The sequence below is a fragment of the Mesobacillus maritimus genome (genome assembly GCF_019749255.1).
Taxonomy (GTDB): domain Bacteria; phylum Bacillota; class Bacilli; order Bacillales; family Cytobacillaceae; genus Mesobacillus_B; species Mesobacillus_B maritimus_A.
In genome coordinates this window covers 57,201-73,232 of record NZ_JACWFH010000035.1, presented here as the reverse complement: position 1 = coordinate 73,232, position 16,032 = coordinate 57,201, and the positions used below count along the sequence as shown (strand labels likewise).

Genomic DNA, 16,032 nt, shown 5'->3' with positions numbered 1-16,032 from the left:
TTTCTCCTATCTGACTGAATATTTATTAAGCTGCCCTGCCACTTGGTGGTCTTTTAAGGCAAACCCTTTACATACATATCCTTGCTTTTCTTCATCAAAAGCAAGCTCTCTTAAAATAGTCTCATTTTTAAGCTGAGAAAGTAATTTTCCCTCGCCGGAGGGAATCAGCACATGGAAGGGCTCCATAAGCTCAATCACCGTTTCTTCAATACTATGTCGGATTTTTGCTCGGTCCTGTTCATCAAGAGCGCTAATAAAAGCTGTCTTTGTTTTCGCGGTTGGAACGAAATCTGGATGAGCAATATCTCGTTTATTATAAATAGTTATTTGCGGCAATTGGTCGGCCTTGAGATCCTCTAAAAGTTTATTAACGGTTTTCTCATGTGAAAAATAATCTTGGTTTGCCATATCCACGACATGTAAAAGCAAATCGGCTTCCTGTACTTCTTCCAATGTAGAACGGAATGCAGCAACAAGTGTGGTTGGCAAGTCCTGAATGAATCCAACTGTATCTGTCATGAGGACAGAAAAACCACTTGGTAAGATGACTTTTCTTGTCATCGGATCTAGCGTCGCGAACAATTGATTTTCTTCATATGAATCCGCTTCAGTTAGTCGATTGAACAAGGTTGATTTTCCCGCATTCGTATACCCAACAAGCGCAATTTGAAAGGTCTTATTTTTCTTCCGGCGTTCCCGATATCGGTCGCGATGCTGAACTATGACATTTAGCTGACCCTTGATATCATCTATTCGACGACGAATATGACGACGATCTGACTCAAGCTTTGTTTCCCCAGGACCTCTCGTCCCAATACCAGCACCCAATCTTGACAGAGCAATTCCTTGTCCCATTAAACGCGGTAGCAAATATTGGAGCTGTGCTAGCTCTACCTGAAGTTTCCCTTCCTTTGAGCGTGCTCGTCGGGCAAAGATATCTAAAATCAACTGTGTACGGTCAATAATGCGAACTTCGAGGTCTCTTGACAAATTCCGAATTTGACTTGGTGAGAGTTCGTCATTAAATATAATTAAATCCGCTTCGAGCTCCTCCACCAAGGCTTTTATTTCATCTACTTTCCCTTTGCCAATATACGTGGAAGGATGGATTCGTTCACGTTTTTGCACGACCGAGATTAGGACCTGGCCTTGGGCCGTTTCTGTTAAAGAAGCTAGTTCATCCATTGAATATTGAAACCGCAAATCATCCGACGCAGGTGTTTGACAACCGACGAGGATCGCTTTTTCAGAAACACCTTTCTGTTCCAAGCGACTACCACCTTTCTCCTTATGTATTCTGAACTCATCATACCAAAAAAGAGTGGGGAACCAAAATTTTTCCACAACAATTATCTTGGCCAAAACAAGCTCGTGTTGGTAACATCATCTCAATTTATAAGACTCAAATAGGAAGAACCTGGCTATAGTTTAAAAAACTTTATATTAGTAAAAAGTCTGCAATCTACAATAAACGTAGAAATCACTTATCCTTCGTTAAAATCTAGAATTGGTTTTTAACTATATCTTTTCCAATAGCAGCCCTTATCCAAAGGGCAATGTTAAAGAGAATAGAATTGCCCTTTGCCTTCTTTTATGAATAGTTACTTCCACATACCATTTCATTTCATTTCATTTCATTCTAAATACAAATGCTGGTTCCCATAAAAATTCTTCAAAACAAATTCTTTTGCTGGAATTGGGAGTCTTGAATAGGACATAAGAAATTCCTTGTTATCGTACGGGACTTCTTTTAGAGACACATCGATATTTCCTGATTCCCTAACAGTGACAATTGCATAAGGTGCTAACGGCTTGTGTTGGCAACCTAAAGAGCCTGGATTAAAATAAATTCGTTCATGTGACTTAAAGTGATGGACAACATGGTGGTGACCAAAACAAACCATATCAGCTTGTGATTCTTGATAATGGGCATCAAGTTTTTTTACGGTTGGTTCATAATCTACTGGCAACAATTTTTCATCATCCGTTAAGTGATAATGCGTGAACAGAAATCTCTGGCCATTGTAGACAGCTGTAGACTTTTTCGGTATTTGTTCTAGATGTGGAATGAAATCATGATTAAAGTGCTCAGCAATCCATTGATGGTGCTCCCTCTCAGCCCCCCTACTATCTGGTTTTCCACCAGCGAGTATATCTAAGATTGCTTGATCATGATTTCCAATGACAAAGGAGATATCTTTTCTTGAAAACATTAGGTCAAGGACCTCATTCGTTTCATGTCCAATCCCAATTAAGTCCCCTAAACAATGGATATGAATTTTCTCATTGTCTTGGTCAATCTCATCCAACACAGCTTTTAACGCCGAATAATTCCCATGTATATCGGTCAAAATCGCTAATTTTTGCTCCATACCCAACCCCCAGGTCATATCAAATCAAATACCCCTTTTTTCTTCGCACTCCATACTATCGGCCATATGGAATCTTATATGTTATTATACAAATTTTAACATATATGTTCCTATTTTTTGTTTTGGATGTTTTACAATAGATTAAGGGCGAAAGCTTATGCTTTCGCCCAGACGAGTTAGTTTCTAATTTTCGTTCAATATTAAATCATTGCTGCGCAGGGTCACCAGTTCATGTCGTTCGAACTGATTTTCAAGCAATAGCCTCATTGCCTGGGCACGGATTGATTTTTCGATGATATTCCGGATATATCGCCCATTTGAAAAACCAGTTGGACCTAGGCTTGATTTAACCCAAGCTAGATGTTCACGAAGTTTCCTTTCTGCTTCGTGACTTAATGTATATTCCCTTTCATCCAGCATCCGTTGTCCGATTTCCATTAGTTGGTTGATGGTATAATCCGGAAAATCAACAACGAGCGGAAATCTTGAATGCAATCCTGGGTTTAACGATAGAAAATAATCCATTTCTCGAGAGTATCCAGCTAAAATCAGAATAAACTCATGTTGTTTATCCTCCATATGTTTGACAAGCGTATCAATAGCCTCTTTTCCAAAGTCCTTTTCCCCGCCTCGCCCTAAGGAATAGGCTTCATCAATAAATAAAATTCCTCCAAGAGCCTTCTTGATTAAATCACGGGTTTTCTGTGCTGTATGACCAATGTATTCCCCTACTAAGTCAGCCCGTTCTGCTTCAATTAAATGCCCCTTGGAAAGGACATTCATTTTGAGAAAGAGCTTTCCTATTAATCTAGCCACCGTCGTTTTTCCAGTGCCTGGATTACCTTTGAACATCATATGCAAAGCTTGGCGACCTGTCTTTAACCCTTTTTCTTCCCTTTTTTTATTTACATAAATCCAAGCATAAATTTCCTTTATCATCCGCTTCATTTCTTCCATACCAACCAGTGTCTCAAGTTCATCCTCAATTTCTTTTAGGGCTTCATGATCAGTTGGCTTCGGTTTCGGTTTCACCTCTAAATTTGGCGATTTAGGCAATTCTTTTATTGCCGGATTGCGTTTTTGTGCATTCAAAACAATGCTGATTTGTCCATTGTTATTCATGCGAAACGGTTGGTCCAAGCTTTCTCACCTCTATTCTAAGGGACAGTCTATATGAAGAAGCTCAAATTTTTAATAGCTGTGCAAAACGCTTCTGTATTCCCTCGCAAGGCACTACTACACATCCGTGAGCCTAGCTAACTCCAGCAGGAGCTTACTTCTTGTCTTTAACCACAACACCCTTGTAAAAAAACAAAGATGGCTCATGAAACACAGCTTAATTGAAAGCCTTTCTAGGAAAACCTCTTTTCCCCTAAGGGTTCATCCCCATATAAAAACAATCACCACTTTGCAGTTTAACGGGAAATACTCCTTAATCTATATGTATTCAAGCAATTAGAAATTCATTAAAAGGAATTTTTCAAAGCATAGCAAAAAGCCCGCAATGATATTGCGAGCTCCTGTATGATCATTCACCTAACCCTAATCATTTAAGGGTTAGGTTTATTCATCCATAAACGTGAGTTCAGTCGACGGTCCACTACCCCTGTGAACATCCTAATATTCACTTCCCAATATGAAGGAAAATGCACCTACAGCCTATTATTGCTGTGGGTCAAGATCAATTTGGACATTCTTTTGCGGTGCGAATGTTGAAATTGCATGCTTATAAACAAGCTGCTGTTTTCCCTCAGTTTCAAATAAAACTGTGAAATTATCAAAGCCCTTAATTTGTCCACGAAGCTGGAATCCATTTAATAAAAAGACAGTGACATTAATTCCATCCTTGCGCAGCTGGTTTAGATACTGATCTTGAATGTTAATTTGTTTCATTGCAGATCCTCCTTTTTATCTCTATTATTATGTATTCGCTTTAATCTGGAGCTTTCCTTCAATATAGTTGGAAATTTCCGCGAATTTTTTTTCATTGGCATTTGCCATTGACAATATTTCAAACCACTCTACATCCATTTTATTACGGAACCACGTTAGCTGTCTCTTGGAATAGCGGCGTGAATTTTGCTTTAAGTTTTCGACTGCTTCTTGTAGTGTAACTCTGCCATCAAAGTATTCATACAACTCTTTATATCCTATTGCCTGTATCGATTGACAGTCTCTAATCCCTCTGTCATACAAGTCCTTAACTTCTTCAACCAATCCTTGCTCCATCATTAGGTCCACACGCTTGTTTATTCTATTATACAATACCTCGCGTTCCATCGTTAATCCAACCAAGCAAGTATCATATAACAGTTCCGGCTGTTGTTCCTGTTGGTAAGCAGTCATGGTCTTACCTGTGCAATGGTAAACCTCTAGTGCCCGAATCACCCGCCTGAGATTGTTCGGGTGAATTCTCTCCGCACTTTCAGGATCAACTTTTTTTAATCTTTGATGGAGTTCTAGATTGCCTTTTTCTTCTGCTAATTGTTCAAGCTTCATACGAAACTCATGATCTGATGCAGCTTCTGTAAACTGATAATCATATAAAACGGATTGAATGTATAGCCCTGTTCCGCCGACAATCATAGGCAGTTTTTTTCTACTACTGATTTCAGTAATTTTCCCTCGAACCAATTCTTGAAATTCAGCGACTGAAAATGGCTCATCTGGATCCTTGATGTCAATTAAATGATGGGGGATGCCTTCCATCTCTTCCTCCGTAATTTTAGCGGTACCGATGTCCATCCCTTTATAAATCTGCATTGAATCCCCGCTGATAATTTCACCGTTAAACCTTCTCGCGAGTTCTATGCTCAATTTTGTCTTGCCAACGGCGGTTGGCCCAATTAAAACGAATAATTTCTCTTTTTGTTTCAAACAACTTCACACTGCCTTTTTTTAATCTATCTATCATTCTAACCTAAAAGTTTTTAGAAAAGCAGTTGAACATCTAAATATTATAACCCAAATATAAACGTCCTAATCTAAAATCCCTATACTTTTCCCAATCTCTTCTATTTATTTTATATATTTTTCCATCGTTTTTACATTTAGGTAACGATTCGATAACAATCGACACTTTACCCCCATAATCATGGTACCTTTTATAGAAGATTATGGGGACATAACTTACTAGAAGGAGACACAGGTGAAAACAATGATGATACAAGCTGAAATAGGAATTGACTTAGGAACTGCTAATACATTGGTCTATAGTAAAAATAAAGGAATTGCATTAAATGAGCCTTCTGTCGTGGCCATTGATATGGATACAAAAAAAATTGTCGCTGTTGGCACAGAGGCAAAGGAAATGATCGGGAAAACGCCTGAAAAAATTATGGCAGTCCGTCCTCTAAAAGATGGCGTCATCGCCGATTTTGATATTACCTCAGAAATGCTCGTCCAAATTATGAAAAAGGCAATGAAAAACGGAGGATTCGCGCTACGCAAACCAAATGTAATCGTTTGTACCCCTTCTGGCTCAACAAGCGCTGAGCGCCGTGCGATTCATGAGGCCGTACGAAGTGCGGGGGCGAAAAAGGTCCATATTATTGAGGAGCCAGTTGCCGCAGCAATTGGCGCTGGTTTACCTGTTGATGAACCTGTTGCCAATGTGGTCTTAGACATCGGTGGCGGTACATCAGAGGTTGCCATCATTTCCTACGGCGGTGTGGTTGCCTGCCATTCCCTTCGTATAGGAGGAGACAGGTTCGATGAACATATTATTCAGTATGTCCGTAAAGCCTATAATATCTTAATTGGTGAGCGCACAGCTGAGAGGATAAAAATTGAGATTGGTCACGCACTTGTTGAGCATGACAAACTTGAAATGGATGTACGTGGTCGAGATCTTGTTACTGGACTACCAAGCACCATTACTCTAAACTCTTACGAAATAAGAGATTGTTTAAAAGAATCCTTGCTTCAGATTCTCGAAACCGTTCGAAAAACACTTGAGGACTGCCCAGCAGAGCTAAGTGGGGATATCGTTGATCGTGGACTTGTCTTGACCGGTGGAGGTTGCTTGTTAAACGGAATGGAAGAATGGTTGAATAAAGAGATTTTTGTTCCCGTCCATCTTGCGCCAAACCCACTTGAAGCAGTTGCCTTCGGAACAGGTCAAGCATTGAAGTATATTCATAGCCTTCAACCTCTAGCAAAATAAAAAGATATAAGAAAACACACCTCAATCAAACTTGAGGTGTGTTTTCTTATATTCGTGATCTCTTATTATTTTTTGGGGAGTGTCATTCAATTTGCTACGTATTTCCAGTGAAGAGGGGCTCTATTTACATATAGGCTCGTTCTATTCGAGAAAAGATAGGCTATTCACACATTTCCTCGTTCTATTCGCAAAAAGCCTGGCTCTATTCACTCATTTCCTGAGTCTATACACGAATTTCATTCCTCTATCCGCATAACTATTTTCTATTCACACATTTCCTTGTTCTATTCACAAAAAGTCTGGCTCTATATTCACTCATTTTCTTTGTCTATTCACGAGAGTCACCTAAAATACGATTACTATTTTCCAAAGAAAAAACGCACCTCTTATTTGATGAGAGTGCGCTTGATTTATAATTAGATTTTTTTATCTTCTTTAGAAACTTCTTTGTCGTCTTCCATTAACCCTTTAGTTGACTTTTTAAATTCCCCTAAGGTTTGTCCAACTGCACGACCTAGTTCAGGTAGCTTTTTCGGTCCAAAGATGATAAGGGCTAAGACTAGTATAAGGATCAAGCCAGGAATACCAATGTTTGAAAACATTGCAATCCCTCCTTCTTGTTTATTAGTGTTAAGGAGGCGAAAGGTATGAGCGTTCAGGATAGGCTCTCAAACCTGACGGAGTAACACTTACCTAAATCATAAAACAAACTACTAGATTATACAAATGACAATTATCACAATTAATGTCTTCCGTTACATAACCCGCTTGAACATTTTTTCCATTTCATAGGTTGAATAATGAACAATAATTGGGCGTCCATGTGGACAGGTAAACGGATCTGAGGAACGTCTTAATTCATCAAGCAATGCCTGAATTTCATCATTACGAAGATGACGGTTCGCCTTAATCGAGCCTTTGCAACTCATCAGAATGGCGGCTTCTTCTCGCAACTTTTTAATGTCGACTTTTTTCATTTGTAAGAGCTGTTCAATCATTTCCTCAATTGTTTCTTTTTCCTCCCCACGTGGAAGCCACTGCGGATGGGCACGAACAATAAAACTATTTGGTCCAAATGGTTCTAAGAATACCCCCACCTTTTCCAACTCAGGTAGGTATTCATTAATACGGATCGATTCATCAGGCGAATATTCAAAGGTTAATGGAACTAACATTTCCTGAAGCTCACTTTCCACTTGGCCCACTTTTTCACGGAAATATTCATATTTGATTCGTTCCTGCGCCGCGTGTTGGTCAATAATATACAAGCCCTTTTCATTTTGAGCTAAAATATAGGTCCCATGCATTTGGCCAATCGGATAGAGCGTCGGAACACGTGATGGCACTCCAGATACATCCTGTGTACCTCTATTAGGAGGTGGTGTACCAAACTGGTCGTTAGCACCTAAGGTTGGCCATTCTTCTGACTCAGCTATACCACGGCTCTCAGGATCGTCTAATTCATACTGTGATTGGGTCGCAACACTTGAATACTCCTGCTCTTGTTGGAACGAATGGTTTGCGGATATACTTGACCAGTTAGTAGCCTCAATGTGTTCAGGCTCAGCATCTACCGAGTCAATCTTCCTTGTCTGGAGATTTCCCTGGCTTTGGGAAGGACTCCATGCCTCCCTTATTTCCCCATTTCCTTCAAAAGGGCTTTTTGGCAACAGAGCTTCTTTTTCAGGCATATGATCTAGTTCAAAATATGTTTGTTCTGATTTTGGTTTTTCCACTTTCGGGACGGGAGCTGTAAATCCTGCTGGAATTAATTGCTGCGTTTTAAAAGTGCGCTTGATTGTCTCCGTTACTAGTTGATTTAGCTCTTGTTCTTTACTTAGGCGAACTTCCATTTTGGAAGGATGCACATTGACGTCTACGAGCAACGGATCCATCTGTATGTCTAAGAGGACCAATGGAAAACGACCGATTGGAAGCAAAGTATGGTAACCTTCTTGGATCGCCTTTGCCAATGGATAATTTTTAATAAACCGGCCATTGATCATCGTCGAAATATAATTTCGTGATGCACGGGTGATTTCAGGAAGTGTAATCCATCCCTTAATTTTATAATCAAGAGACTCTCCGGAAATCGCAATCATATTTTTCACCATATTCATCCCATAGATGGCTGCCAACACTTGTCTGACGTCACCATTTCCCGTTGTATAGAGCAGTTTTCGGCCATTATGCACAAGCCGAATGGAAACCTCTGGATGAGAAAGTGCGAGCCGGTTCACTACATCGGTAATATTGCCAAGCTCCGTATGGATGGTTTTCATATATTTAAGACGCGCCGGAGTATTATAAAACAAGTCAGAAACGGTGATATCCGTACCTTTTCGGCTATCCGCCTTTTCGACTGTTACCACTTTCCCGCCTTCAATCACAATTCTTGTCCCAGCAGTTTCACCTGTGGATGTTTTCATCTCCAAACGCGCCACTGATGCGATACTAGGCAACGCTTCTCCGCGAAAGCCTAGAGTCCGAATTCTGAATAAATCGTTTTCGTCCTTAATTTTGCTTGTGGCGTGACGCTGGAACGCAATGAGAACATCTTCCTCTTCGATTCCGCCCCCATTATCGGTAATTCGAATTTTAGCCATGCCCGCTTCTTCTAAGTCAATCTCAACGATTGTGCTGCCAGCATCGATTGAATTTTCCACCAGTTCCTTTACGACGGATGCAGGACGTTCAACAACCTCACCAGCAGCAATTTTATTGGATAATGCATCATCAAGCTGTTTGATTTTTCCCATCCAAGTCCCCCCTCGTGTGGTTTCTGTTTGTACGTCTTTTAGATTACTTCTTCAACTTCCGCTGCAATTCATAAAGAGTATTCATCGCCTCAAGCGGAGTCATATCAAGGATATCTAATTCTGTTAATTTCTCGAGAACACGTTTTTCTTTTTTACTAGGACCAGAATTTTTAACGGATACAGATACTTCATCAAAGAAAGACAACTGTCCTGCTGACTCTTCTGTCTGATCCGTTACAGTTTGCTCCTGGGAAACTGACTTCTCTTCAAGTGGCTCATCAGCGATAACAGTCTCCGCGACAACAGATTCGCTGCTTGTTCTCTGCTCTTGTACGATGCTCCGACTCGCTACTGAAAGGCTCGTTCCATTCGACAGCTCGTCCTTCTTTTCAAGTGCCTCAAGAATTTCAGCCGCACGAGTGATAAGGTCCGCTGGTAAATCGGCTAGCTGAGCAACATGAATTCCATAACTTTTATCGGCTGCACCTTCTTTAATTTTATGAAGAAAAACAACTTTCCCATTTTGTTCAACCGCAGAAACGTGAACATTCTTCAGCTTTGTTAATTCTTCAACCAAAGAAGTCAGCTCATGATAGTGCGTGGAAAACAAGGTTTTCGCACCAATTCGGTCATGAATGTATTCAATAATCGCTTGCGCTAGTGCCATTCCATCGTAAGTGGAAGTCCCCCGTCCAATTTCATCAAATAAAATCAAACTGTTTTCTGTAGCGTTCGCGATTGCATTATTCGCTTCAAGCATTTCAACCATGAATGTACTTTGGCCAGATATTAAATCATCGGCAGCCCCAATTCTCGTAAACACCTGATCAAAGACAGGGAGCACCGCCTCAGCAGCTGGGACAAAGCAACCGATTTGCGCCATGATGGCTGTTAAGGCAATCTGCCTCATATAGGTACTTTTCCCCGACATATTTGGTCCTGTAATTAGGAGCAATTCACGATCTTGGTCCATGAAGCAATCATTCGGAACATACTCCTGTGCAGACATGACTTTTTCCACGACTGGATGGCGACCATCTTTCAAGACCACTTTCCGTTCATTTGTAAAAAGAGGTTTTATATAATGGCGCTGTTCGCTCAATTCAGCAAAACTTGTGAGAACATCAAGCTCACTCACAGCTTTGGCAAGCGCTTGGAGTCTAGGGATGTATTCTTTTACCGTTTCCCTAATCGTTACGAAAATCTCGTATTCTAGTTCAACGATTTTTTCTTCAGCCTGTAAAATTAAGTCCTCTTTTTCTTTTAATTCAGGGGTAATGAATCGTTCCGCATTCGATAATGTCTGCTTCCGCTCATATTGGCCTTCTGTTAACAGATGCAGATTTGCCTTTGTCACTTCAATATAGTAGCCAAACACTCTGTTATAGCCAATCTTCAACGACTTAATGCCTGTCTTTTCTCGTTCCTGACGCTCTAAACTCGCAATCCAGGTCTTTCCGTTTCGACTTGCATCGCGATACTGATCAAGCCGTTCATCGTAGCCATCCTGTATGATATTTCCTTCTTTTATTGAAATTGGCGGATTTTCTATCAATGCCTGTTCTAATAAATCTGTTACTTCCTCACAAGGATCAAGATTTTCAGCCAACTGAACCGCAGCCTCATCCCCCATCGCTACGAGCGTTTGTTTTAATATGGGAATTTGCTGCAATGATTTCTTTAATTGAACAAGGTCGCGCGCATTGACATTTCCAAATGCAACACGTCCAGCTAAGCGTTCTAAATCATAGACTTCCTTGAGCATTTCTCTAATTTCATGGCGTTCGAAGAAGCTCGTCATAAACAATTCAACAATCGACTGTCTCCATTGAATTCCTTTTACCTGAAGCAAAGGGCGATTGATCCATTGCTTTAACATTCTGCCCCCCATGGCTGTTTTGGTTTCATCGAGTAACCATAGAAGTGATCCTTTCTTCGCTGTAGAGCGAATGGTTTCTGTTAACTCAAGATTCCGCTTTGAAAAGTAGTCAATTTTCATAAATTGTTCTACTTCATACGAAACAACCGGCTGCAGGTGGTCTAAATTCCGCTTTTGAGTACGGTGAAGATAATTGAATAGTCTTGCTGCAATCAACTGCAATTTAGAATCTTCTAATTCAGAGAGGAGATGTTGATAGCTTTCATTGATTTCAAGATTGTCCTCAAAGGAGAAAGCAAGCACAGATCGTTCTTTTAATTTCTTTTGAAGTTCCTCTGGGGTTGCAGTATCAAGGACCACTTCCTTCGCACCTGATAATGATAGTTCATTAAGAACTTCCTCCACACTCCCTGAAAGAATGGTTACCCTACTTTCTCCTGTAGATAAATCACTGCAGGCAAACCCGTAAGTACCATCCTTAAAAGTAGTAACCGTTGCTATGAAGTTATTCTCCTTCTCACTTAATCCTCTACCTTCCATAAGCGTACCAGGAGTAATGAGCTGGACAACCTCACGTCGAACCATTCCTTTAGTGGCCTTGGCGTCCTCCATTTGTTCACAAATCGCAACCTTATATCCTTTTTGAATAAGCTGTTCTATATATCCTTTAGCCGAATGGTAGGGTACACCGCACATTGGAATTTTATTTTCCCCACCGCCTTCACGACTCGTTAATGTAATTTCTAATTCCTGAGATGCTTTGATGGCATCGTCAAAAAACATTTCATAAAAGTCGCCTAGGCGAAAAAATAAAAAGGCATCCTGATAATCTGCCTTAATCTGTAAATATTGCATAATCATCGGCGTATAAGCTGCCATAAAAATCCCCCAAAATCATCTTGTTTCGACATCATTCTAAAAACCCATTATATCATAATTTCAATCTCACTTTTTCTTCAATTCGTGATTTTTAAAGGGGAGTTCTGGAAAAAGGACTGTCTATCCTACCTACCCTAATTTAAAAAAGATTATATGCTTCGCGTCAATTCTTTTATAAATACAGAGATCCTGTTTAATCAAAAAATCCTAGAAACTGAAACCAGTTTTCATGAATGTGAACCCAATAATACCTGTAAAAGCCGACCATACTACTTGTCTTATCTATAAAATCGAACCAGTATAATCTTTTATTTTCTAATCTAGTTTTGGTTATCCTCTTCTCTTATTTGTTTACGAGATTTCATTTCATGTGACCTTCCATTTTCCAAATGACTTTGTATTTTGTATCCTCCTAGAGTCTATTTTTCGAACCAACCTTATCGAAAATGATATAATCATAACTGTTAAATAATCTGAATACTATTTCTTTTGCAACTTTTAGGAAGGAGGGTGATCATTTGTCATTACTTAAGGCTTCTATAAACAAAGCTGGGTATGAGATTGATAAAACTATTATTCATGATATTCACTTTAGTATTGAGTCAGGTGAATTAATTGGGCTGATTGGTCCGAACGGGGCTGGTAAAAGTACCACCATCAAAAGCATCCTAGGCTTGATGGCTGAGCTGGACGGTATAATAGAGTTTAAAAAAGATAAAAACTATTCCTATGTCCCTGAACGGCCAATCTTTTATGATGAATTAACATTATGGGAACATCTTGATTTTATTGCGGCTGTTGAGGGGTTAGTTGATCGCGACTATAAAAAGAAGGCAAAAGAGTTATTGGACGCCTATAAGCTCACAGATCATGCCCATGAACTGCCTAACACTTACTCTAAAGGGATGCAGCAAAAGGCGATGCTTATTTTATCTCTTATTGTTAGTCCTTCGATTTATATTATCGATGAGCCTTTTATTGGGCTAGATCCGAATGCGATGAAATTATTTTTATCTTCAATCGAGGCGGAACGAACAAGAGGGGCAGGCATTTTAATGTCGACGCATGTCTTGGATACGGCCGAAAGGGTATGCGATCGTTTCCTTTTGATTCATCAAGGCCGGTTAGCTGCACAGGGCACATTGGACGAAATCCGCCAACAATGTAATCTGCCGGGCGGTTCCCTTTATGACTGTTTTCATTTAATTGCTGAAGGAAAAGATTATGAATAGTATTTCTACCAGTCGTCTGCAAATGAGTACTTTTACTCTATTTTTCCAACGATTAGTGGGAGAATGGAAGTTTCAAACGCGAATTTTCCGTTCTATTTTGGATTGGACCGTCATTGTGTATATCTTGCTTCCCTGGCTTGTAGTATTCGGATTTATTTATCGTTCCTGGTGGGTTGACCAGCCTGATTGGATTGAACAAATTCCTTTTGTTCTGTTTATTGTATTAGGATATCTAGCAGCTTGGACCGGAAACTACCGTACTTTTATTCAAGAAGCAGACAAGGTATTCCTGGTCAAACACCCTGTGCTATTGGTTGCACTTAAAAGGATTAGCTACGGTTATTCTCTTTTGTTTCATGCCCTAGGGATTGGGTGTGTTACCTTATTGTTTTTACCGTTTTTCATCCATACTTACCAGTATACATTTACACAGGTTCTTCTCTTCTTTGTTCTATTAACAACATTAAAATGGTTTGTAATGGCCCTCAAACCAAAGCTGAAAAAGATTGAAGGGAAATTTGTCAGAGGTGTTTGCCGTGGACTAGTGTTCGTTTTGGGGAGCTGGAGCATTCAGTTTATTTATGGCTTCTGGATTCATGAAAGTTTGCTATTGCCAACCCTTGCATGCTTTCTGTTCACCGCCCTGGCGGTAGCTCTCTATGCCCCGCATCTCTCAAAGCTTTCCAACTTTGAAGAGGTTTTGGCAATTGAACAAGAGGAACGGAATAAGTATATGAACTCTGTACTTACCCTCTCACCTGAGTTGGAGAAGGTGAAGGTTTCAAGCCGAAAACGTCCATGGTTCTATCGTAAATCTAAGCGAATTTTTAAAAGAAGAAATGCAGAGACCGGATTTTCAGAGCTATTCATAAAAGTTTTCATAAGGAATTCTGCCTATTGGAGCGGATTTCTCCAAATTGTATCGGTTACAGCTGTAGCGCTCATTTTCGTGCCTCCGGTTTGGATTAAAACAGTAGTTTTTATTGCCTTTATTGTGATGTTACGTTCTTGGCTCATGTCCATCTGGAGTCAAATCACGATTTCCCACCCATTAACAAAAAAATATCGAGAAACCGATGCTTTTTTTACCGCTCGAAAGAGAGTTCTTTGGTCTCTTGTCATTATCGGACTTCTTCTGGTCCTTCTATCCGCTTTGGTCGGTCGTTTTCTTCTAACATTTGTCATGCTTTAATTTCAGAAAGCCAAGCACTGAAAGCACATCAGAACTTGGCTTTCAAATTTATTTTCTTCAAGCCTATTCCCTAAAAGAGAACACTAAATCCATGCCTTCGTAAAACTTAAACGTAAATTCTAACCCAAAATTTTAATTCTATTTTGTACTCATATTTTAAGGAATGCTATTTCCTGGGGAACAATGCCAATTAAACCTTGAGCTTTTGGGAGCTTTCCACCACTCGAAGGTGGAAATAAACCTGTAAAAATTTGAATGATCGTAGTTTTCCTGCACCATTCGGCCCATGCAGTCAACCTAGATAACATTTTGAACTTTAAGCAAAAAAAAACTAGGAAGTACTACCTTCCTAGTTCGTGCCTATTCTTCTTCTGTTCCTAAAAGGAAATCAGGATTTAAGTCCTCAAACTCATCGTCCTCGACTTCAAGGCCCCATTCGTCATCATCACAGTCTTCACAACCATCAGGATTGATGGCAACGCATACCTTTGTTTCACCAATCACTTCAGTTATGAATTCTCTTTCGACATGAACAATAATTTTGTTGCCATTCGGTGAAATGACTGCTTCGATGCAGTTTGGCTGTTGAAGAACTTGAACGAGTACTTCATGATCATCGATGCAATCCGGGTCACGGTACTTTAATTTGATGACATCACAATATGTCACTTTTTCAGTAACAACTTCTGTTCTTGTATTATCATCAAAAGAGTACCAAACGTTGATATCATAGGAACCATTGACCTCAACTGTTTTCCCGGACTTTTTCGCCTTATATTTGTGGTTAATGACCCAGCAGCCAAGAATACTACTTGGATCATGTGGTGGGCAGATCGTATGATTGGACTGTGTGAATTTACGTCCCTTCGCTACGACAGCTTTCGTGATAATCTCTCTGTATTCTCCCATTGCGAGCGAACCCTCCTCAATCAGTTTCAATTCATCCTATGCGGGACAGTAGACTAGTGTGCGAGATGATTTTTATCTAAATCCCAAGGATTATCAAAGGCATACAACATGATATGCCCAACACGATGAAAGGTTCTTAAAGGTCTCAGAAAGGAGAAAAAAATAAGGTGCTAGGCACCATCCATTTACTGGAAAGTATCCTAACACCCGATAAGTTTAGTGGCTACAGCTTGAGCCTTTAGCAAGCTCCGCGCCTGTTTGACCGCGCAATACGTCACCGCCGGTAGATTCAAGAATTTCATCTGTTACCGTATTGGAAATTGTTGAGGCAATAATTTGCAGCAAATCATTTACTTCGACTTGAGATTCTTTAAACTGTTGCACTACTGGAATTTCATCTAGTTCTGCTTCAAGCTTCTCAATTTTAGCTTCCGTTTTTTTCAATGCTTCTGGTTTCCCATAATGCTGGAAGTTCACTGCTTGCTTTTGTAACCCTTTAATAGAAGAAATCAGCATGCTGACTTTTTCATTCCCTTGAATTTGTGCTTCTGCACGCTTAAAGAAATCTACTTCTTCTGTTTCGGCAACCATTTTCGCAAGTTCTTTTGCTTGAGCAATGATATCATCTTTAGTATATTTAGCCAT

At 39.9% G+C, this 16,032-nt stretch carries 13 protein-coding genes; 3 read left to right on the top strand and 10 right to left on the bottom strand.

Features of this window, described 5'->3' with window-relative positions:
* Positions 1-6: 6 nt before the first annotated feature.
* From hflX to miaA, 5 genes are all read right to left on the bottom strand, one after another.
* Positions 7-1,269, bottom strand: a complete 1,263-nt coding sequence (gene hflX, locus H0185_RS21295; protein WP_221875513.1) for a GTPase HflX — start codon at positions 1,267-1,269, stop codon at positions 7-9.
* A 365-nt stretch (positions 1,270-1,634) separates the two neighbouring features.
* Complete coding sequence (locus tag H0185_RS21290; RefSeq protein ID WP_221875512.1) at positions 1,635-2,372, bottom strand: metallophosphoesterase family protein; 738 nt, start codon at positions 2,370-2,372, stop codon at positions 1,635-1,637.
* 183 nt (positions 2,373-2,555) lie between these two features.
* Positions 2,556-3,512 carry a stage V sporulation protein K gene (gene spoVK, locus H0185_RS21285; RefSeq protein WP_221875511.1) on the bottom strand — a complete coding sequence of 319 codons (957 nt, stop codon included), beginning with the start codon at positions 3,510-3,512 and terminating at the stop codon, positions 2,556-2,558.
* A gap of 522 nt (positions 3,513-4,034) precedes the next feature.
* Positions 4,035-4,265: an RNA chaperone Hfq gene (gene hfq, locus H0185_RS21280; RefSeq protein ID WP_221875510.1), complete on the bottom strand. Its 231-nt coding sequence runs from the start codon at positions 4,263-4,265 to the stop codon at positions 4,035-4,037.
* 27 nt (positions 4,266-4,292) lie between these two features.
* Positions 4,293-5,249: a tRNA (adenosine(37)-N6)-dimethylallyltransferase MiaA gene (gene miaA, locus H0185_RS21275; protein ID WP_221875509.1), complete on the bottom strand. Its 957-nt coding sequence runs from the start codon at positions 5,247-5,249 to the stop codon at positions 4,293-4,295.
* 280 nt (positions 5,250-5,529) lie between these two features.
* Between miaA and mreBH the strand changes: the two genes are divergently transcribed.
* Positions 5,530-6,537, top strand: a complete 1,008-nt coding sequence (gene mreBH / locus H0185_RS21270; protein WP_246629350.1) for a rod-share determining protein MreBH — start codon at positions 5,530-5,532, stop codon at positions 6,535-6,537.
* A 416-nt stretch (positions 6,538-6,953) separates the two neighbouring features.
* Here mreBH and H0185_RS21265 read toward each other — a convergent pair whose 3' ends face one another.
* The 3 genes from H0185_RS21265 to mutS all read right to left on the bottom strand — a co-directional run bounded on the left by H0185_RS21265 (position 6,954) and on the right by mutS (position 12,054).
* The gene (locus H0185_RS21265; RefSeq protein ID WP_221875508.1) at positions 6,954-7,139 is read right to left on the bottom strand and encodes a twin-arginine translocase TatA/TatE family subunit; all 186 of its coding nucleotides are present in this window, start codon (positions 7,137-7,139) and stop codon (positions 6,954-6,956) included.
* Between the two features lie 153 nt (positions 7,140-7,292).
* Positions 7,293-9,296: a DNA mismatch repair endonuclease MutL gene (gene mutL / locus H0185_RS21260; RefSeq protein ID WP_221875507.1), complete on the bottom strand. Its 2,004-nt coding sequence runs from the start codon at positions 9,294-9,296 to the stop codon at positions 7,293-7,295.
* 43 nt (positions 9,297-9,339) lie between these two features.
* The gene (mutS, locus tag H0185_RS21255) at positions 9,340-12,054 is read right to left on the bottom strand and encodes a DNA mismatch repair protein MutS (protein ID WP_221875506.1); all 2,715 of its coding nucleotides are present in this window, start codon (positions 12,052-12,054) and stop codon (positions 9,340-9,342) included.
* Positions 12,055-12,572: 518 nt separating this feature from the next.
* On the opposite strand from mutS, the gene H0185_RS21250 reads away from it, so the two are divergent.
* Together H0185_RS21250 and H0185_RS21245 are read left to right on the top strand one after the other, a co-directional pair.
* Positions 12,573-13,286 (top strand): ABC transporter ATP-binding protein, encoded by a 714-nt coding sequence (locus H0185_RS21250; RefSeq protein ID WP_221875505.1) that lies wholly within the window; start codon positions 12,573-12,575, stop codon positions 13,284-13,286.
* Entirely contained in the window at positions 13,279-14,478 is a 1,200-nt protein-coding gene (locus H0185_RS21245; RefSeq protein WP_221875504.1) for an ABC transporter permease, read from the top strand. The genes H0185_RS21250 and H0185_RS21245 overlap by 8 nt, the downstream gene beginning before the upstream one ends.
* Before the next feature lie 360 nt (positions 14,479-14,838).
* Here H0185_RS21245 and H0185_RS21240 read toward each other — a convergent pair whose 3' ends face one another.
* A complete protein-coding gene (locus H0185_RS21240) occupies positions 14,839-15,387 on the bottom strand; it encodes an outer spore coat protein CotE (RefSeq protein ID WP_221875503.1) in 549 nt (182 codons plus the stop codon).
* A gap of 216 nt (positions 15,388-15,603) precedes the next feature.
* Positions 15,604-16,032, bottom strand: a complete 429-nt coding sequence (locus H0185_RS21235) for a YlbF/YmcA family competence regulator (protein ID WP_221875502.1) — start codon at positions 16,030-16,032, stop codon at positions 15,604-15,606.